Origin of the sequence: Streptomyces sp. NPDC048106, assembly GCF_040706415.1 — a bacterium.
GTDB lineage: Bacteria > Actinomycetota > Actinomycetes > Streptomycetales > Streptomycetaceae > Streptomyces.
Genome location: NZ_JBEZND010000022.1, coordinates 1 through 18,546, shown reverse-complemented (window position 1 = coordinate 18,546; position 18,546 = coordinate 1). Strand labels below are relative to the sequence as shown.

The following is an 18,546-nucleotide window of genomic DNA, read 5'->3' as shown; positions in this document are numbered from 1 at the left end:
CGGTGTGGCGGTCACTCCACCCCCAGCCCGCCTCCGGGGTCGATCGCGAGGCCGACCCGACCTCGTGATGTGGTGGGCGACGGCGGGTAGTCGTCGAGGGTCATGGAGTTGTGAAGGCGTACGCTCTTGGTGGTGAGGCGGAGGAGGGCGCGGCCGGCCCCTGCGGGCAGGGCGGAGATCAGGCGGGCGCCCTGGGCCAGCCCACGCACGCCGAGGCGCGAAGTGGGGATCAGGGTCTTCGCCGCGCTGAGCGCGGCCGCTTGGCTGCCGCGCACGTGCTCCGCCATCGCGTGCTCGTAGGCGGGGAAGGCACGCTGGTGGTCACCGTCCGCCCGCGCCAGTTCCCCGGCGAGGACGTACGCTCCGACGACGGCCAGGCTGGTGCTGCCGCCGACGGCCGGGCCGGGGCAGTAGCCCGCGTCGCCGACGAGCGTCACCCTCCCTCGCGACCAGGTGTCCATGCGGAGCTGGGTGATCGAGTCGAAGTAGAACGCCGGGGTCCGGTCGAGCTCGTCCAGCCAGCGGTCCACCTCTGGGTGCATGCCGTCGAACGCACCGCGCAGCAGCTCCTTCTGGCGGGGCACGTCGTGGTGGTGGCAGTCGAGTTCGCGCTCGCTCCGGAACAGGAACAGCGCCCGCGCGTCTCCGAGGTGCCGCGCGCCGTACATGCCGGCAGTGCGGCCGACGCCGACGTGCATGAGGAGCTCGCCGTCGAGCGCGGAGGCGTTCGGCAGGGTCAGCACCGCGAGGTAGGCCCCGATGAAGGCGCTGAAGCGGGACTCGTCGCCGAAGACGAGGCGGCGCACGTTGGAGTGCAGCCCGTCCGCGCCGACCACGAGGTCGAAGTGGCGCGAGGCGGCGTTCTCGAACCGCACCTCGCCGTCCGACGAGATCGCGGTGATCGAGTCGCCGAAGATGAACTCGCTGTCGTCGCGCGCGGCGTCGTAGTAGATCTCGCTCAGGTCGTCGCGCATGACCTCGACGTGCCGGTCGGAGGCGGCACTGAAGACCTTGGAGAGGTCTACCCGGACGGGACGCCGTGCGCCCTCCTGGTGGACAGACATCCGGTTGGTGCCGGTGGCCCGCTCCTCGACGCGGGGGAGCACACCCATCTTCTCCGAGATGTCCATCGCGGGCCGGAACAGGTCGACCGCGTGGCCGCCGGTCTTGCGTGGAGCCGGCGCACGCTCAACCACGGTGACGGAGAAGCCGTACCTGGTGAGCCAGTACGCCAGAACTGGACCGGCGATGCTGGCGCCGGAGACGAGAATCCGCACGGCACCCCTCCTTGTCATTCAGTCCACCCGTGAGGCGTGGATCGTGGTGAAGGCCAGTAGGGGGATGGCGGTCCGCGGAGGATCCTCGAGTATGGGCGAGTGTCCGAGACCCGGCAGCAACTCGACCTTCGCGCCCGGAACGCCGCGGTAGTCGGCGGCGCAGGAGGATCGCCACCTGCGGTCGTCCTCGCCGAAGATCACCAGTAGCGGCTTGCCGAGGGCCGTGAGTCTGTCCGGGAGCGCCCGCTGCTCCAGGTAGTCGCGGGTGGCCTGCATCGTCGTGGTGAGCGTGTGGTGGGTCATGCGGCGTACGTCGTCCAGGAGTTCGGGTGGGATCTGGTAGCCGGCGCGGCTGAAACCGGTGCTCGCGAACCGGCGGATCTGCTCGTCGGTCGGCGGCCACTGCGAGGGACCGTTTGCCGCGGACCGCGGTGCGATGAAGGCGTCCAGGCTGGGTCCGGTGTTGATGAGCGCGAGCGCGGTCACCAGGTCGGGCCGCTGTTCGGCGAGGGCGGTGGCGACCACGCCACCGCTGGAATGACCTACGACCACGGCGTGCTCGACGCCGAGCCGGTCCAGTACCACGCCGGCCCTGCGTGCCTGGTCCGGGAGCGCGTAGCTGCGGTCGGCCGGTTTGGCCGACCGGCCGTGCCCGAGCAGGTCGATCCGGATGACGCGGTGAGATCTGGTCAGCAGGGGAACCAGCGGATCCCATGAGCGGGTCGAGGATGCGGACCCGTGGACGAGCAGGAGAGCGGGGGCGTCGCGGGGGCCGTCCTGGCACACGTGGATGTCGCCGTCGTCCAGCGACAGGGTGGAACTCTCCGTGGCCTCGGCGCCGGCATTCACGTGCGGTCCGCCCTCAGAAACAGTCATGAGCCCACTGTCACCGCCGTTCCCCACCGGGGATTGGATAAATGTTCCCCTGGGCCGGCTCAAGTAGCATGGAGCAGTGCGGACTTTCATGCACGGTGCGGCTGTGTGGGACGTCGCATGCCCACAGCGTCCCAGCCGGGTGGCCGGTCTCACCATGGCCGGATTCCGTGTCCGTGACCTCGACCCACTCCGGATGGTCCCGCACCCGGCCGTGACGCTGCTCCTGGAGTTCGGCGCCGGCTCGCCCGTCGTTGACTGTGCCGACGGTCGACAGGAGCGGGGGAGCATGGTCGCCGGGCCCGGGCTCGGGGCCGGGGGTGCGGTGCGGGCGCGAGGGATGAACGTCGAGTGTGTGCAGGTGCGGCTGTCTCCGGTGATCGCACGCGCGGTTCTGGGCGCTTCCCCCGCCGACCTCGACGGCGCCGTCGTGCCCTTGAGCGACCTGTGGGGCCGGGAGGCGTCCCGGATCCGCGAGCAACTGGGCGATGTCTCGTCGTGGCAGGATCGCTTCGCGCTGACGGACGCGTTGCTCGCTCGCCGGCATGAGGCGGGGCCGCCGGTGGACCCGGAGGTGGCCTGGGCCTGGCGACGAATCGTCGACAGCCGTGGCGGGGCCCGGGTCGACGGGCTCGCGGCCGAGGTCGGATGGAGCCGTAAGCGGCTGTGGTCCCGGTTCCGGTCGCAGCTCGGCCTGCCGCCCAAGTCCGCTGTGAAGCTGGTCCGCTTCGACCATGCCGCGCACCGCCTGGTCGCGGGTGAAGGCGCGGCCCAAGTCGCAGCCGACGCCGGCTACGCCGACCAGTCCCACCTGCATCGGGACGTCATGGCGTTCACCGGGGCGACGCCCGCGACCGTGGCCGGCGAGCGGTTTCTCGCCGTTGATGACATCGCATGGCCCGGCTGGGGAACACTCGCCAAGCCTCACGTCTCCAGGGATCCCCTGCTCGGTCGCCGACCGAAGGTGGGACGGCTGCCGCTGTGAAGGTCGCCGCGGTCGCCTGCGCCGGGCGGTCCGGCGGCGCTCAGCGGTCAAGGGCGCCTGCCGTACCGGCCCGGTGGCTGCTGGCTGCGGGAGTTTGAAACAAAGGCCCGGGGCGCGTTCTCACGCGCGTGACCGCCTTGCGTGGCGGCGTGGCCACCTGCACCCAACGTTCGCCGCGCTGTTCGGCCCGTCGGGCCCTGGCCGTTGCTCGGTTACCGGGCGGGCCACCAGGTTGGCCAGCAGGTCGGCAAGCCTGTCTGGCAACGGGAGGAGTTTGCGGCTGCCGTGTGGAGACCGATGTGCATCGACAGGTCCGCGAAGGCGCTGCCGCTCAGCAGAATTGCTGTGAACAAGAGGCCCAGGAGGAGTTGTGGCGAGCGGACGTGGGAGCGGAGCAGCCGTCGGCCGGCCCAGAATCCCGCTGGTAGGCACGCGGAGTAGAGCATGCCGTAGCCGAGCCAGGGCAGCAGGCTGAAGCGCGGTGAGTCGACCAGGTCGGCGGTGGGCGGCCAGTCCATGTAGAGACAGTAGGTCCAGGTGTGCTGGAAGATCGTGAGCACGGCTTCCCGCGTCGTGAATCCGACGACCAGCCCGAGGCCCAGCCCAAGAATCATCGGCACGCGACCATCGCGCTGTGCCTCTTCTGCCGCGTGTTGCTGAACGTCTGCCACTTCACGCTGCCGTTCGGGCAGGGTGAACGTCTCGCGACGACCGGAACGATCCACCAGGGGGCGGGTGATGCGACCCATCGGACACGACCTAGTCCCACCAGAACGACCAGGAAGTCCGTCCCACGAGGTCCGTGGCGTACTGGGGGAACGGTGTGGGCGGGTCATCGACGATGTTGTTCGCGGTCGACAGCACGTGTTCCAAAGCGAGCAGGTTCGCGTCTCCTGCTTCAACGGGAGGCCTCGCGACCGAGACGTGTAGCTCGCTGCCGGACACCGCGACGACTTGGGCGCCGAAGCGTTCCTCCCAGCTCCGCAGGAGTGCACACAGCAGAGGCAGTGGTGCCTGCGCGGACCAGCCGATCAATGCGAGGGCATCGCTGCCGCGACGGGCAGGGACGAGCACGAGGCGGCACTCGTCCAACCCGGATTGGCCCGTCCCGATGAGCCGGGCCAGCAGGCTTGTGGCGGCCTCCCCGGGCTTCGGGTCCGCGGACGTAGCCGGCATCTGCGGCGCCAGGCCCGGCCACTGTTCGAAGGGCGGACCGGGGTCGTGCGGCCATGGCTCGATGCCTTCAGGCGCCGGGGCTGGTGTCGGATCCATCCAGAAGGGCAGCCTCCTGCGCCGGTACTCGGCGAAGTCCGTGGCCAACACCTCCTCCAAGCGGACGGGATCGAGGTGGTCCAGGCCGAGCGGTCTTCCCATGGCGTCGGGTCGGCACAGGAGCGGAACCAGGCCGCAGGATTTCTGCTCGCTCAGCAGGCGAGGCCATAGCTGATCGACGTCTTGAGGGAACGCGTCAGAGACCCATATGCGTACCGGGCCGGAAGACAGTAAGCGGCCGGGAGGCAGACCATCGGGCAGGGCGAACGACATGGTCGCACCGTAGACCGTGGTGCTGACAGCGCAGCCACCCACAGGGCACGAGGACGCATCCGCCGCCAGTGATCCAAATGAAGCGCCCGAAGGGCTGGCCCGTAACAGTGGTTGCGGAGAGCCGCAGTCTCGTCAGACGCCCTGGTTGCGCCACAGATGCCGATCGTCCAGCGTCCCGAACCGCACGTCTCCGTGTTCGAGGTCGACGAGGATGGGCCAGCAGTCCAGCAGCATCTGCCTGTCGTCACGCGAGACGAAGTACTGCACGGAGCGCCAAAAACGCCACCGCGAGCTGCAGCGCCTCGTCCTGCTCCATCATCCGTCTCCTGTTCGTCCTATCGATTTCGTCTTGGCTGGTGTGATCACGGCGCCGGAGTCTGCGGCGTCAGGATGCGGACGCCGTTCGCAACAGTCGGACTCGCGCGCGAACCTCACCATGCGGCAGCTCGCCCCGTTGTCCGGGGTGCCGAAGTCGGTGGCGCACCGGATCACCGACCATCTCGGGCCGATGCCAGCGCTCCAGCCCCGCAAACGGTTCGCCAAGGGTGCTGTGTTCATCGTGGACGGCACTCTGGTGCCAACGCGGGACCACACCAGCGCCGAGCGGTCGAAGAACTACCAGGCCCACCGGTGATCTCGGCACCGAGCCTGCGGACGTGCTCGCCGATCTGCTCTCCCGTGAACATGTCGCGGGAGAGCTCGGCCTGCCCGGCCTGTCCCCGTGATCCCCAGGGACAGGCGCAACAGGGCGTCAACTTGCGGGATTTGCTGACAAGGTCAGGCTGAATCCATCTCGAACACCTCGGCTGCCAGGGCGGCCGCGATGTCGAGGTGTGCCGAGCGCGGCACGGATTCGGGCGCTGCGCCCGGCCAGAAGCACTCCACGTACCCTTCCCGGTCAAGGTAGTTGGCCTGCTGACCGCTGGAGACGGACCCGGCGGCGGCGAACACCTCGTACGAGCGCACCTCGGCGCCCACCGCGCGGGCCGGCCGGACCGCGGCGATCCGGCCGGGCGGAGCCTTGAGCACGGCGAGGGCGGCGAGACCCGCCTGCCGGGGTTCGGGCAGCGGGCCGTCCAGCCGGTCCAGGTAGGAGCGGACATGCAGTTCGTACGGGGAGAAGCCGAGGGCCTGCTCGACCAGGTCCAGGATGCCGTCACCGGCCGTCCGCGCACCGACCTCCATGATCTGGGGCGGCTGATCCGGTTCGAGACGGATCTCCACATGCGCCACACCGCGATCGAGGCCGATGGCCGCGCAGGCGCGCTCGGCGAGGTCGATGACGTCGGCGCGCTCCGAGTACACGCTGGGGACGCGGTGGCCGACCTCGGCGAAGTAGGGCCTGGGACCATGGGACTTGTCGGTCACGGCCAGCACCCGCGGACGGTCGCCGTGGGTCAGCACCTCGACGGACACCTCGTCGGTCAGCGAGCAGAACTCCTCGACCTGGATGCCGTGGTTCTGCACCGTGAAGGTCGCGGAGTTGGCCGCGATGACGCCGCGCACGGTGTCGTAGGCATCGGTGATCTCGGACTCGTCGGTGATGAGCCGGACGCCGAGGCTGCCGCCGAACGCCGCCGGCTTGATGACGCACGGCAGCCCCAGCTCGGCGACGGCCGCACGGACCGCGTCGAGGCCGTCCACCGTCACGTAGCGCGGTGTGGCGACCCCTGCGGCCAGCAGGCGATCCTTCATCCGGTCCTTGTTGATGGAGGAGTCCAGGATGGCCTGCCGGCTGAGGAAGGGCAGTCCGTAGTGGTCGGCGATCGCACGGCCCGGCATCAGTCCCGGGTCGAAGAACGGCACGACACCTGCCGGTGTCATCCCCGTCTCCTTCTCGAAGTCCACCACCGCCGTCAGTGACGCCTCGGGGTCACTGAAGTCGCCCAGCAGCACATGGTCGAAGAACTTCGCCGCGCGGGCGTCGCGAGAGCGCGCGATCGTGACGACCGGACCGTCGAAGACGCGCAAAGCGGCCACAACTGCTCGTTCACGCAAGGCCATTGTCGCGCCGAACACGAGCAGGTACTGGCTTTCCCCGGCAGTAGATGATCCCATGAACGTTAGACTAGGGCAGTTTTTACAGCCTTCGACATCGAACCGCGGAACGTGAACATGGGGGGCACTTCGCAATGGAGGCCGACTACTTCACCGGCCCACTCGGCGGCCTGACCGACGCCGAGTGGGACGAGACGGCCCAAGGCCATTTCTACTCGTCCGCGTTCTGGCTGCGGCTGGTGGCCCTGGAGCCGGGAGCGGTCTCCGGCGGCGCCCATGTGCCGCTGCCGGGCGGCGGACGCGCGACGGTCCCCCTCGCCGCGACGGAACCGGACGGCATGACCAACCCGCACCTGTGCTGGCACGACCAGCTCACCGAGCGGGGGCTGCCCAGTCCCGCGTCCGGCGGAGTCCTCGTGGCCCAGCGCCGGGGCTACCTGGCGCATCTGCTGACCACGCCCGGAGCGGACCGCGTCGAGGCGGCCGGCGCCCTGCTGGAGGCCGTACGGTCGATGCCCGACCCCCTCGGGCCGTCCGGTGCTCCGTCGGGCCCGGCCCGTGTCGCCATGTACCTCACCACGCCGGACGTGCTGGCCCTGCGGGCGGCCGGCGTGCGGGCCCTGCCGGTCGCTCTGACCGCCGACGCCTCGCTGGCGATTCCGGAGGGCGGCTGGGAGGAGTGGCTGACGACCATGGGCTCCGGCCACCGGCGCCGGCGGGTGCGCAGCGAGGTCCGTAAGTTCGAGCAGGCCGGATACCGGGTCGAGCACCGGGTGCTGCGCGACTGCTACGCCGACGTGGGCCGGCTCGCGGCCAGGACCGAGCAGCGGTACGGCATCGCCGGCAGCGCCGACGCCTACATCGAGGCGTTCCGCAAGCACGCCGAACTCGCCGGGGACCGGGCCGAGGTGCTGCTGTGCTCCCTCGGCGACAAGCCGCCCGTGGGCTGCTGCCTCTACGTCCGCGACGGGGACACGGTGTACCTGCGCGCGGTCGGCTTCGAGTACGAGCAACTGCTCGGCGCCGCCGAGTATTTCAACCTCGCCTACTACATACCGGCGCGGATGCCCGGTGTGCGTCGGCTGCACGCCGGTATCGCCACCCCGGGCGGAAAGGCCCTGCGGGGTGCGGATCTGACCCCTCTGTGGCTGCTCGACCTGACGCCCGGCAGCCCCCTCGAAGACCATGAGGCCGAGATCCAGGCGCACAACACGGCCTTCGTGAAGCGTCTGACGGCCGAGTCCCCGGCTGTGGCGAAGGCGCTGGACACCGAGGAGTGGCAGGCCCTGTGCACCAAGGGCGAATGGCCCACGCCCGGCTCCCGCGTCGCCGGTGTCTGAGCGGATGAGCACGATCGAGACCCGGTTGCCGACGGGCGGACGGTTCGGCCCCCTCGCCCATCGCAACTTCCGCCGCTTCTACGCCGGGCACAGCGTCTCGCTGTTCGGTACCGGCATGGAGCGGATCGCGGTCGCGTTCGCCGTGCTCGACACCGGCGGTTCGGCCTCCGACCTCGGTCTGGTCATCGCCGGTGGAGTCGCCGCGAACGTGCTGTGCATGCTGGCGGGCGGGGTCGTGGCCGACCGGTACGGCCGCCGCGGCGTGATGCTCGCCAGCGACACGCTCCGCTTCCTCGCCGAGGGTGTTTTCGCCACGCTGGTGCTGCTGGGACACGCACCGGTCTGGGCGATGTTCCTCCTGCACGCGTTGCAGAGCGTGGGCACCGGCTTCTTCACCCCCGCGATGGCAGGGCTCGTCCCCGACATCGTTCCCGCCGGGGAACTGCAACGGGCCAATGTGCTGCTCGGTCTCGCCAAGGACATCGGCGTCGTCGCGGGCCCCGCGGTCGCCGGCATCCTGATCGTGACGACCAGCCCGGGCACGGTGCTCGGCCTGGACGCCCTCACCTACCTGGTCAGTGTGATCGCGGTGGCCGTCGTGAAGGTACCGCCGTACACGAAACGCACCGCCAGATCGCCGCTGGGCGACCTGCGGGAGGGTTTCGGCGAGTGGCGCCGGCAGACCTGGATCTGGCTCACCAGTGTCACGTTCGCGCTGTTCAACGGGCTGCTGTACGCGCCCTTCCTGGTCCTCGGTCCGATCGTCGCCAAGGAGGACCTCGGCGGAAGCGACGGATGGGGAGTGGTGCTGGCGGCCCTGGGCGCCGGTTCCATCCTGGCGGCCCCGATGCTCATGCGGTGGAGTCCCGGCAGGCCGGTGGTCGTGATCATCCTGGCGCAGGCGGCCTGGGCGATTCCCGTGATGTGCCTCGCGGTGCCCACCGGGCTGCCCTTCACGGTGGTGGCGGCCTTCATCGGCGGTGCGGCCCTCGCCGTCTTCAACGCGATCTGGACGACCCTGCTCCAGCGCAAGGTGCCCGGCGAGCTGATCGCCCGGGTGTCGTCGTTCGACGCGGTGTGCTCGTACTCGCTCTCGCCGATCGGGCTGGTGGCGGCGGCCGTGGTGGCCGAGGCGGTCGGCGGTGCGGGAGTCGTGCTCTGGGCGGCCGCGCTGTGGCAGGTGCTCAGCGCGGCCGCGCTGCTCACCCTGCCGGCCGTCCGCCGGGTCACCCTCTGACCGTCCTGTCTCCTGCCTGCCTCGGCGGGCAGGAGACAGGACGGAAGAAGGGTCATCGCAGGCGCACGGGCAGGCTCTCCAGACCCCTCATCAGCGTGCTGGGGCGCCACCGCAGCTCTTCCGGGTCTCGTGCGAGGGCCAACCCCGGGAACCGGTCCAGCAGTCTGCGCAGCGCGATCTCGCCCTCCATCCTGGCCAGCGGGGCGCCCACGCAGTAGTGGATCCCGTAGCCGAATGCGAGGTGACCCGTCGGATCCCGGGTGATGTCCAGCCGGTCGGCGTCGGGGAACTTGGCACCGTCGCGGTTCGCCGATGCCAGGGAGATCATGACGAATTCGTCTTCCGGTACGAGCACGTCACCGAGCTGAAGCGGCTTCGTGGTGTAGCGGTACGTCGCGATGTTGAGGGGTCCTTCGTGCCGAAGTACCTCCTCGACCGCGCCAGGCAGCAGGGCGGGGTCGGCACGCAGCGCGGCCAGTTGCTCCGGATGGCGCAGCAGCAGGTGCACGCTGTTGCCGATCAGGTTGACGGTCGTCTCGTGCCCCGCGACGAGCAGCAGGAACGTCATGGCCCGCAGCTCGTCGGCTGTCAGTCCGACGCCCTCTTCGCGGGCGTGCACCAGCGCGGACAGCAGGTCGTCGCCCGGATCGCTCCGCTTCGACTCGACCAGGCGCGTGAGGTAGTCCACCATGCGCATCGCGGCGTCGGCCATCTCCTGATGCTGCGCGGCGGAGGTCATGGTGACGGAGGTTTCCCGGAACTCCTCCTTGTCGGTGTCGGGAACGCCGAGCAGCTCACAGATGACCGTGGTGGGCAGAGGAAAGGCGTAACTGGTCAGCAGATCGACCTCGGCGTGTCCGGCCATCGCGTCCAGGAGCTCGTCGGCGGCACGCTCGACCCTGGTGCGCAGCTGTTCCACCCGGCGCGGCGTGAACGCCTTGTTCACCAGCGCCCGCAGCCGGGTGTGGTCCGGCGGATCGGTGTTCAGCATGTGCCCGGCCAGGGCCAGCTCGGCCTCGAAGGACTGGGGCTCGTCGGATGTCGAGTGCCGCTCCAGCAGGGGTACGGCACTCAGGATGTCCTTGCTGACGTGCGGGCTGGCCAGCACGGTGCGGACGTCGTCGTAACGGGTCACCAGCCACACCTTGATGCCGCGCGGCAAGATCGCCTCACGCACCGGGGATTGCGCCCGCAACTGGGTGAATAGCTGGTGCGGATTTTGCAGGAAGTCCTCGTCCAGCCGTATGGGCGTGGGGAGTTGCGTGTCCGTCAAGATCGCCTCCGCTGTCATGTTCCGTGCATCATAAGGGCGTTGGGGTCCCTGACAGCGTGTCGCGCACTTACCACTTTCAGTCCGGCATGGCAACAACTTCCCTATAGTCAGCCGGACTTGGTCGAATTCAATGTCGCTGTCGCCACCTTGTGGTCGGACGTCGGCTGTCTTTAAGCTGCTGACCGAATCCGATCGCAGGCCTGCGTTCGACGAGCGCCAAATGGGGGAATTTTGTCTTTCAAGTCGCTTGAGATGAGCAAGACCGGCTTCGGTAAGTTGCGCGCGATCGAGATCGGCGTCACCTCACGGTGCAACTTCCGATGTTCCTACTGCGGAGCCTACGACCTCCAGGAGCGCCGGATCCTGTCGCTCGACGAGGTCAAGCAGACGGTGGAGACGCTGCCCGACCTGGAGCGCGTCAAGCTGTCCGGCGGTGAGGTGCTCCTCGAGTTCGACCTGTGCGAGAGCATCGTCGCGTACTGCTCCGAAAAGGGCATCCACACCCAGATCAACTCCAACGGCACGCTGCTGAACGACGAGAAGTTCGCCCGCCTCGAGGCGGCCGGACTCGGCGTGCTGCACTTCTCGCTCAACCACACCGACGCCCAGAGCCACTCGGCGTTCTACAAGGTCACCGAGAAGATGTTCCCGAAGATCGTCAAGGCGATCAGCCGCTCGGTGGCCTCCTCCTCGATCGACACCGTCGTCGAGACCATCCTGTTCGACGAGACGCAGACGCGGATGGCGGACGTGCACCGGTTCGCGGCGGACCTCGGGGTGCGCAAGCACGAGATCCAGATGGAGATCCCCGGCGTCCACCAGGGCTACGAGAACACGCTCTCTCCCGACGTCATCTGCGATGCGATCTCGGACCTGATCAGCGCCCGCGACCCGCGGACCTCGATCTTCTTCAGCTGCCTGTCCGCGTACTTCCGTCCGGGCACCGAAGCCTGGAAGCGCCTGCAGCCGCTGCTGCGCGACCCCGGCGTCGTCTACGCCAGCTGCATCGAGGGCAAGGCCCAGCTCCACCTGCACTCCAACGGCGACGTGCTGATCTGCGAACTGGGCGCTCCCGAGGTCATCGGCAACGTCTTCGACACCGACCTGCTCAGCATCTACGAGGAGAGCCCGAAGCTGCAGGAGTTCGTGCAGAGCAAGCACGAGGAGGACACCTTCTCCTGCTTCCGGCACTTCGACATCCAGGGCAAGAAGAACGAGACGGTCACGCTGCTGCCCATGCCCACGCTGGCGGTCCGCCCCCAGCAGTGAGGTGACCGCAGGATCCACCGACGAGTCCGGGGGACAGCCCGGCCAGCGATCGTCCTGGGAGTGATCGGGCACGACATCCACGTCGTCGCCGACCGCGTCCTGGCCCTCGGACTCGCCGAGAACAGATTCCGTCCGTTCGGCATCGGGACGCACACCGAGATCGACGACTTCGTGGGCGCGGCACCGGAGACCGGCAGCCGTGTCGTACGCGTGTCTCCTCCTCCATCAACGGCGAGGGGGAGACGGCGTGCGTGGACATCGGCCGGATCCTCACCGGACGCGGCCTGCCTGGCGTGCTGCCGTACGCCGGCCACCCGCGAACTGGTCCCGGAGCGCGGTCGTCGGTCCTGGCCCGCGCTCCGTCGACAGCCGAATGCTCAGCGGGCTCGGTCTCGGTCGGTCGAGGCAGACGCGACGGCCCTGCCGCCGGACGACGAGCAGGGTGGCCGAAGCCGCGTGCGGCGGCCGGCCCTTCGCCCGCAGGGCCGCCGTCGACGCGACACCCGGCCTGCGGGCGTACGGGCCGCTGCCGGCCCTGTGTGCGGCCCGCTCCCGACTCAGCGGTCTTCGTCGCCCGGCCCGCTCACCAGCATGGCGGCTTCCGCGGCCAGTTCCTGCCGATCGATCTTTCCGCCGTTGCCGGTGACGGGGAACGCGTCGCGCCGCCAGAGGTACCTGGGCACCATGTGGGACGGCAGACGGTCCTTGAGGAAGCTCCGCAAAGCCTCCTCGTCGACCGGTTCGGCTCCCGTGGACGAGTAGAACAGCGCGATGTCCTCGCCTATCTCGATGTTGCGCACGCCGACGGCCGTACACGTCTCCACGGCCGGGAAGCCCGCCGCGATCTCCTCGACCTCGGTCGGGCTGACACGGTAACCGGACGTCTTGATCATGGCGTCGCGACGCCCGACGAAGTAGAGGTAGCCCTCCTCGTCACGGGTCACGATGTCACCGCTGAAGACGACTCGCTCACCCGGGAATTGAGGCAGCGACCGGAACCGGGCGGCCGTCGCCTCCGGCGCGTTCCAGTACCCCTTGCTCACACAGCCGCCCCGGTGGACGAGTTCGCCCCGCTCGCCCGGGCCGACCTCGCGCAGGTCCTCGTCGAGCACCAGGATCTCCACGTCCGGTATCGCCCTGCCGATCGAGTTCGGCCGCTTGGCCAGTTGGTCCGGCTCCAGATACGTCGAACGGAACGCCTCGGTGAGCCCGTACATGAGGAAGACCTCGGCAGCGGGGAACACGCCCGCGAGGTCGTCGATCATCCGCTGGGACACCGCCCCGCCGGACGTGGACACACAGCGCACCGCTGACAGGTCGTAGGAAGGCCGCCGGCGCAGCAGCCGCGGGTCGAACAACCGGGTGATGATCACCGGCATGACGGGCAGGACCGTGATCCGCTGCTCGTGCAGAAAACGGAAGGCGTCCGTGGGAAAGACGAGTTCGTGCAGGCACAGGCAGGCCCCGGTGAGCAGGGCCTGCCACAGCTGGTTGAGCCCGTAGTCGAAGTTGAGGGAGAGCAGACTGCCGATCCGGTCGTCCGGGCCGACACCGAGGTACTGCGCCGTGATCCGCGCACCGTCCGTGATGTTGCGGTGAGTGACCATGATGCCCTTGGGCCTGCCGGTGGATCCGGAGGAGTAGATGATCGCGGCGACGTCGGGGCCGATCGACGCACCGGCACGGCCCCCGTCCGGCGACTCGCTCCCGCGCAGCCTCGGCAGGACCAGCGACGGGTCCACGTCGGCCTCACTGCCGTACAGCAAAGGGAGTTCGGGTACCGCCTCGGTGACCTCACGCGCGCGCGCCTCGTCGGTGATCATCAGCCGCATGCCCGAGTCACGGACGATGTGCGCCACCCCCTCGCGCTTCAGCTTGGGCAGCACGGGAACCAGGATCGCGTCCGCCAGCAGCACCCCGAGTACGGCGATCGCCTGGTCGGCGCTCTTCGCCATGCAGACGCCGACCCGGTCGCCGCGCCGCACACCGGCCCGGCCGAGCGCGGCGGCCGTCCTGACCGCCCTCTCGCGCAGCTCGTCGAAGGTCAACGACAGCGCGCCGTCCTGCAGCGCGGGACGCGGACCGTACTGCTGGGCAGCGGAGTCGACGAGCGCCCCGACAGTCGAAACGGTGAAGATCCTCATTTCGCGGATCCTAATCAGCACGTGCCGGTACGTCGCCGCGTTGCCCGAATTCGTAGATGCCGTACGCCTCACACCCGACAGGCCTTGCTGCGACCTGAACCCAACTGACACGATGACGACTTCCGCAATCCCATAACCAGCCTGTATCTCAATGCACTTGGGGGAATGAGTGCAGAGCGTCACGCAACGTGCCTTCACCATGGTCGGGTTCGCAGGCCGGCGTTTCTCCGTCGGTTCGTCGGATCCGGACCACCACGCGGAACCACCGCACGAGGTGGAGATCGACGCCTTCCAGCTCGCTGACCGCTGCGTGAGCGCTGCGGACTTCATCGAGTTCCTGAGGGACGAACCCGATGCCCTGGACCACACCCTCATCGACTGCATCGACCCGGCGTTCATCGTGAACCGCGCGGGTGCGTTCGAACTCCGCCCCGGCTGCGGCGACTTCCCGATGATCCAGATCAGCTACTGGGGCGCGGCGGCCTACTGCAACTGGCTCTCGCACCGCGAGGCGCTTCCCGTCGTATACGACTTGGAGCAGCGCACCGCCGAGCTGGGCACCGGCGGCTACCGGCTGCCCACCGAGGCCGAATGGGAGGCGGCGTGCCAGGAGGGCCGGCCGAAGGGCACGCGTCCTGCACCCGACGAGTGCAACTCGGCCGACGCGGGCCCGACGTGTCGCGCACTGCGCGCCGGCGAGACCCTGGCCGGGAACTTCCTGCCTGGGGCCCCGGCCCCGATACCGGTGGCCGGCCTGTCACCGGACGCCGCAGGGCTGCACCAGATGCTCGGCAACGTGCGCGAATGGTGCCACGACCGCTACGGGGCCTACGCACCCGGGTTCCAGCGCAACCCCGTCGGCTCGGCCCGCGGGGCGTTCCGGGTGGTCCGCGGCGGCTCGTTCGTCGATCCGGGGCACACCCTGTCGCCCGCGACACGCACGGCGGCACATGAGGACACCAGGTGCGAGGTCTACGGCTTCCGGGTGGTGCGTCAGGGATGACCACACATGACGCTTCCGTCGTCCCCGGCACGGGGACCGGTGCCCTGCCCGACTTCGCCGCCGTCCTCGCGGGCGAGCTGCCCGGCGGCGAGGAGACCGCCGGGTTCGACCTGTCCGTCTTCCCGGTCACCGTCGGCCAGTACTGGCGCTACCTGGTGGACCGGGAGCTCGTCGATGCGCCACGGCCGCTCCTGCACTTCTTCGCCCGGCACCCCGGCAGCGGACTGCGCACCGACCCGGCGGGCACCGTCGTCCTGGACGAGGAGCTCAGCGAGCTGCCCGTGACTCGTGTGACATGGCGCGGCGCGGTCGCCTACTGCGAGTGGCTCGGCACCCGGACGGGCGCGTCCTGCCGTCTGCCGACGGCCGCCGAGTGGCAGTACGCCGCCGCGGGTCCGCAGCGGTTCCGCTGGTCCCTGGGAGACACGTTCGATCGTGCGACCTACGCCCCGCACGCCGACGCGCCCCGGCCGGTCGGCACCACCGGCCCCAATGCCTTCGGCCTGCGAGACATGACCGGAAACATTTTCGAATGGTGTGCGGACGGACTCACCGCTCCGTCGGGGGAGCGGTTGGGCTCACGGGTGATCAAGGGAGGGGCATACACGGTACGCAACCCCGAGAGCTTCGACAACGCGACCGTCTTCACCGCCGATGAGCTGAGCACCGTTCCCTACATCGGCTTCCGGGTGCTGCGCGTGGGCGGATAGCAGCGCTCCTGCCCGCCTTTGGCGCTCCAGGACGGACAAGAACCGGTACCGTGAAGGGGACGGCTGCCGATCTTCTGGCAGCCGTACGCCGACAGCCGTCGCAACCGCAGGAGACTCTATGTCCTCGAGCTCTGTCCTCACTGGCGTCCTTGCTTCCACGCGCTCCGCCCGCGTCACCGCTCTCCGGGACGCCCTCGCCTCCCGGGTCGTGGTGGCGGACGGTGCCATGGGCACGATGCTCCAGTCCCTGGAGCCGTCCCTGGAGGACTTCGAGGGTCTTGAGGGGTGCAACGAAGTTCTCAGCATCACTCGTCCCGACGTGGTCGACTCGGTACACACCGCGTACCTGGACGCGGGCGTGGACTGCATCAAGACCAACACCTTCGGCGGGAACCACTCGGCGCTGGCGGAGTACGGCATCGCCGACCGGGTCTTCGAGCTGTCCCGGGCCAGCGGGGCGCTGGCCCGGGCAGCCGCCGACCGGTCCTCGGAGTCCAGCGGCCGGCAGCGCTGGGTGCTCGGCTCCATGGGCCCCGGCACCAAGCTGCCCACCCTGGGCCATGTGGAGTACGAAGTGTTGCGCGACGCCTACCAGGCCAGCGCCGAAGGGCTGCTCGAGGGCGGTGCGGACGCGCTGCTGGTGGAGACGTCGCAGGATCTGCTGCAGGCACGGTCCGCGGTGCTCGGGGTGCACCGCGCGATGGACCGTCTCGGCTTCGTCGTCCCCCTGATCTGCTCGGTCACCGTCGAGACCACCGGCACCATGCTGCTCGGCTCCGAGATCGGCGCGGCGCTGACCGCGCTGGAGCCGATGGGCATCGACGTGATCGGCCTGAACTGCGCCACCGGGCCGGCCGAGATGAGCGAGCATCTGCGCTACCTCGCCCGGCATTCCCGTGTGCCGCTGTCCTGCATGCCGAACGCGGGCCTGCCGGTCCTGGGCAAGGACGGCGCCCACTACCCGCTGACCCCGTCCGAACTGGCGGATGCGCAGGAGACCTTCGTGCGCGAGTACGGGCTGTCGTTGGTGGGCGGTTGCTGCGGGACGACGCCCGAGCACCTGCGCCACCTGGTGGAGCGAGTCCACGGCAGCGTGCCGGCACCGCGCACTCCGCAGCCCGAGCCGGGTGCCTCCTCGCTGTATCAGAGCGTGCCGTTCCGGCAGGACACCGCCTACCTGGCGATCGGCGAGCGGACGAACGCGAACGGGTCGAAGAAGTTCCGTGAGGCCATGCTGGAGGGCCGCTGGGACGACTGCGTGGAGTTGGCGCGCGAGCAGATCCGCGAGGGCGCGCACATGCTCGACCTGTGTGTGGACTATGTCGGCCGTGACGGTGTCGCCGACATGGAGGAACTGGCCGGCCGCTTCGCCACCGCCTCCACCTTGCCGATCGTCCTGGACTCGACCGAGGTCGACGTCATCGAGGCGGGCCTGAAGAAGCTCGGCGGCCGCGCGGTGATCAACTCGGTGAACTACGAGGACGGCGACGGCCCGGACTCCCGCTTCGTGAAGGTCACCAGGCTGGCGCGGGAGCACGGTGCGGCGCTGATCGCGCTGACCATCGACGAGGAGGGCCAGGCCCGCACCCCGGAGAAGAAGGTCGAGATCGCCGAACGGCTGATCGCGGATCTGACCGGGAACTGGGGCATCCGGGAGGAGGACATCCTCATCGACACCCTGACCTTCACGATCTGCACCGGCCAGGAGGAGTCCCGCAAGGACGGCATCGCCACCATCGAGGCGATCCGCGAGCTGAAGAAGCGCCACCCGGACGTGCAGACCACCCTCGGTCTGTCGAATATCTCCTTCGGCCTGAACCCGGCCGCGAGGATCCTGCTGAACTCCGTCTTCCTGGACGAGTGCGTCAAGGCGGGCCTGGACTCGGCGATCGTGCACGCCTCCAAGATCCTGCCGATCGCCCGCTTCGACGAGGAGCAGGTTCAGACGGCCCTCGACCTGGTCTACGACCGCCGCAGCGAGGGCTACGACCCCCTCCAGAAGCTGATGGCCCTGTTCGAGGGCGCCACGGCGAAGTCCCTGAAGGCGGGCAAGGCCGAGGAGTTGGCCGCCCTCCCGCTGGAGGAGCGGCTCAAGCGGCGCATCATCGACGGTGAGAAGAACGGCCTGGAGGCCGACCTGGACGAGGCGCTGACGACCACGCCCGCCCTGGACATCGTCAACGACACGCTCCTGGACGGCATGAAGGTCGTCGGTGAGCTGTTCGGTTCCGGACAGATGCAGCTGCCGTTCGTCCTGCAGTCCGCCGAGGTCATGAAGAACGCGGTCGCGCACCTGGAACCGCACATGGAGAAGTCGGACGCCGAGGGCAAGGGCACGATCGTGCTGGCCACCGTGCGCGGCGACGTCCATGACATCGGCAAGAACCTCGTCGACATCATCCTGTCCAACAACGGCTACAACGTGGTCAACCTGGGCATCAAGCAGCCGGTCTCCGCGATCCTGGAGGCCGCCGAGGAGTACCGGGCCGACGTCATCGGCATGTCCGGCCTGCTGGTGAAGTCCACGGTGATCATGAAGGAGAACCTGGAGGAGTTGAACCAGCGCGGCCTCGCCGCCCGCTTCCCGGTCATCCTGGGCGGCGCCGCCCTGACCAGGGCTTACGTCGAGCAGGACCTCCACGAGATCTACGATGGCGAGGTCCGCTACGCGCGTGACGCCTTCGAGGGGCTGCGCCTGATGGATGCCCTGATCGGCGTCAAGCGGGGCGTGCCGGGAGCGAAGCTGCCCGAGTTGAAGCAGCGCCGGGTCCGCGCGACGGCCGCCCCCGAGGTCGAGGAGCGGCCCGAGGAGGGCCACGTCCGCTCCGACGTGGCCACCGACAACCCCGTGCCCACCCCGCCGTTCTGGGGCACCCGCGTCGTCAAGGGCAT

At 69.3% G+C, this 18,546-nt stretch carries 15 protein-coding genes and 1 pseudogene; 8 read left to right on the top strand and 8 right to left on the bottom strand.

Features of this window, described 5'->3' with window-relative positions:
- Window positions 1-11: 11 nt before the first annotated feature.
- Together AB0927_RS22285 and AB0927_RS22280 are read right to left on the bottom strand one after the other, a co-directional pair.
- The gene (locus AB0927_RS22285; RefSeq protein ID WP_366669419.1) at window positions 12-1,277 is read right to left on the bottom strand and encodes an FAD-dependent monooxygenase; all 1,266 of its coding nucleotides are present in this window, start codon (window positions 1,275-1,277) and stop codon (window positions 12-14) included.
- An 18-nt stretch (window positions 1,278-1,295) separates the two neighbouring features.
- Window positions 1,296-2,153: an alpha/beta fold hydrolase gene (locus AB0927_RS22280; protein WP_366669418.1), complete on the bottom strand. Its 858-nt coding sequence runs from the start codon at window positions 2,151-2,153 to the stop codon at window positions 1,296-1,298.
- Window positions 2,154-2,229: 76 nt separating this feature from the next.
- Between AB0927_RS22280 and AB0927_RS22275 the strand changes: the two genes are divergently transcribed.
- The gene (locus AB0927_RS22275) at window positions 2,230-3,135 is read left to right on the top strand and encodes a helix-turn-helix domain-containing protein (RefSeq protein WP_366669417.1); all 906 of its coding nucleotides are present in this window, start codon (window positions 2,230-2,232) and stop codon (window positions 3,133-3,135) included.
- 212 nt (window positions 3,136-3,347) lie between these two features.
- On the opposite strand, the gene AB0927_RS22270 is transcribed toward AB0927_RS22275, so the two are convergent.
- From AB0927_RS22270 to AB0927_RS22260, 3 genes are all read right to left on the bottom strand, one after another.
- The gene (locus AB0927_RS22270; RefSeq protein WP_366669416.1) at window positions 3,348-3,884 is read right to left on the bottom strand and encodes a hypothetical protein; all 537 of its coding nucleotides are present in this window, start codon (window positions 3,882-3,884) and stop codon (window positions 3,348-3,350) included.
- A gap of 10 nt (window positions 3,885-3,894) precedes the next feature.
- Window positions 3,895-4,680: a DUF4253 domain-containing protein gene (locus AB0927_RS22265; RefSeq protein ID WP_366669415.1), complete on the bottom strand. Its 786-nt coding sequence runs from the start codon at window positions 4,678-4,680 to the stop codon at window positions 3,895-3,897.
- A gap of 132 nt (window positions 4,681-4,812) precedes the next feature.
- Window positions 4,813-4,947: a hypothetical protein gene (locus AB0927_RS22260; RefSeq protein ID WP_366669523.1), complete on the bottom strand. Its 135-nt coding sequence runs from the start codon at window positions 4,945-4,947 to the stop codon at window positions 4,813-4,815.
- 154 nt (window positions 4,948-5,101) lie between these two features.
- Between AB0927_RS22260 and AB0927_RS22255 the strand changes: the two are divergent.
- Window positions 5,102-5,302: pseudogene (locus AB0927_RS22255) on the top strand (IS5/IS1182 family transposase); the annotation flags it as partial.
- A 155-nt stretch (window positions 5,303-5,457) separates the two neighbouring features.
- On the opposite strand, the gene AB0927_RS22250 reads toward AB0927_RS22255, so the two are convergent.
- On the bottom strand, window positions 5,458-6,738 hold the full coding sequence (locus tag AB0927_RS22250; protein WP_366669414.1) for an ATP-grasp domain-containing protein: 1,281 nt from the start codon (window positions 6,736-6,738) through the stop codon (window positions 5,458-5,460).
- Window positions 6,739-6,812: 74 nt separating this feature from the next.
- On the opposite strand from AB0927_RS22250, the gene AB0927_RS22245 reads away from it, so the two are divergent.
- Both AB0927_RS22245 and AB0927_RS22240 read left to right on the top strand, forming a co-directional pair.
- Window positions 6,813-8,018: a GNAT family N-acetyltransferase gene (locus tag AB0927_RS22245; RefSeq protein ID WP_366669413.1), complete on the top strand. Its 1,206-nt coding sequence runs from the start codon at window positions 6,813-6,815 to the stop codon at window positions 8,016-8,018.
- A gap of 4 nt (window positions 8,019-8,022) precedes the next feature.
- The gene (locus tag AB0927_RS22240; protein WP_366669412.1) at window positions 8,023-9,255 is read left to right on the top strand and encodes an MFS transporter; all 1,233 of its coding nucleotides are present in this window, start codon (window positions 8,023-8,025) and stop codon (window positions 9,253-9,255) included.
- Window positions 9,256-9,307: 52 nt separating this feature from the next.
- Here AB0927_RS22240 and AB0927_RS22235 read toward each other — a convergent pair whose 3' ends face one another.
- Window positions 9,308-10,528 carry a cytochrome P450 gene (locus AB0927_RS22235; protein WP_366669411.1) on the bottom strand — a complete coding sequence of 407 codons (1,221 nt, stop codon included), beginning with the start codon at window positions 10,526-10,528 and terminating at the stop codon, window positions 9,308-9,310.
- Between the two features lie 252 nt (window positions 10,529-10,780).
- Between AB0927_RS22235 and AB0927_RS22230 the strand changes: the two genes are divergently transcribed.
- Window positions 10,781-11,797 (top strand): radical SAM protein, encoded by a 1,017-nt coding sequence (locus AB0927_RS22230; protein ID WP_366669410.1) that lies wholly within the window; start codon window positions 10,781-10,783, stop codon window positions 11,795-11,797.
- Window positions 11,798-12,354: 557 nt separating this feature from the next.
- Here AB0927_RS22230 and AB0927_RS22225 read toward each other — a convergent pair.
- Window positions 12,355-13,941, bottom strand: a complete 1,587-nt coding sequence (locus tag AB0927_RS22225; protein ID WP_366669409.1) for an AMP-binding protein — start codon at window positions 13,939-13,941, stop codon at window positions 12,355-12,357.
- 199 nt (window positions 13,942-14,140) lie between these two features.
- Here AB0927_RS22225 and AB0927_RS22220 point away from each other — a divergent pair, with 199 nt between their 5' ends.
- From AB0927_RS22220 to metH, 3 genes are all read left to right on the top strand, one after another.
- Window positions 14,141-14,944 (top strand): SUMF1/EgtB/PvdO family nonheme iron enzyme, encoded by an 804-nt coding sequence (locus AB0927_RS22220; protein ID WP_366669408.1) that lies wholly within the window; start codon window positions 14,141-14,143, stop codon window positions 14,942-14,944.
- Window positions 14,941-15,654 carry an SUMF1/EgtB/PvdO family nonheme iron enzyme gene (locus AB0927_RS22215; RefSeq protein ID WP_366669407.1) on the top strand — a complete coding sequence of 238 codons (714 nt, stop codon included), beginning with the start codon at window positions 14,941-14,943 and terminating at the stop codon, window positions 15,652-15,654. The genes AB0927_RS22220 and AB0927_RS22215 overlap by 4 nt, the downstream gene beginning before the upstream one ends.
- A 118-nt stretch (window positions 15,655-15,772) precedes the next feature.
- The coding region (metH, locus tag AB0927_RS22210) for a methionine synthase (RefSeq protein WP_366669406.1) at window positions 15,773-18,546 on the top strand (2,774 nt) is incomplete at its 3' end.

Coding starts and splice junctions, on each gene's coding strand:
- AB0927_RS22280 (WP_366669418.1), bottom strand. CDS start 2,153: ATGACTGTTTCTGAGGGCGGACCGCACGTGAATGCCGGCGCCGAGGCC.
- AB0927_RS22270 (WP_366669416.1), bottom strand. CDS start 3,884: ATGGGTCGCATCACCCGCCCCCTGGTGGATCGTTCCGGTCGTCGCGAG.
- AB0927_RS22265 (WP_366669415.1), bottom strand. CDS start 4,680: ATGTCGTTCGCCCTGCCCGATGGTCTGCCTCCCGGCCGCTTACTGTCT.
- AB0927_RS22250 (WP_366669414.1), bottom strand. CDS start 6,738: ATGGGATCATCTACTGCCGGGGAAAGCCAGTACCTGCTCGTGTTCGGC.
- AB0927_RS22245 (WP_366669413.1), top strand. CDS start 6,813: ATGGAGGCCGACTACTTCACCGGCCCACTCGGCGGCCTGACCGACGCC.
- AB0927_RS22240 (WP_366669412.1), top strand. CDS start 8,023: ATGAGCACGATCGAGACCCGGTTGCCGACGGGCGGACGGTTCGGCCCC.
- AB0927_RS22230 (WP_366669410.1), top strand. CDS start 10,781: ATGAGCAAGACCGGCTTCGGTAAGTTGCGCGCGATCGAGATCGGCGTC.
- AB0927_RS22225 (WP_366669409.1), bottom strand. CDS start 13,941: ATGAGGATCTTCACCGTTTCGACTGTCGGGGCGCTCGTCGACTCCGCT.
- AB0927_RS22220 (WP_366669408.1), top strand. CDS start 14,141: ATGGTCGGGTTCGCAGGCCGGCGTTTCTCCGTCGGTTCGTCGGATCCG.
- AB0927_RS22215 (WP_366669407.1), top strand. CDS start 14,941: ATGACCACACATGACGCTTCCGTCGTCCCCGGCACGGGGACCGGTGCC.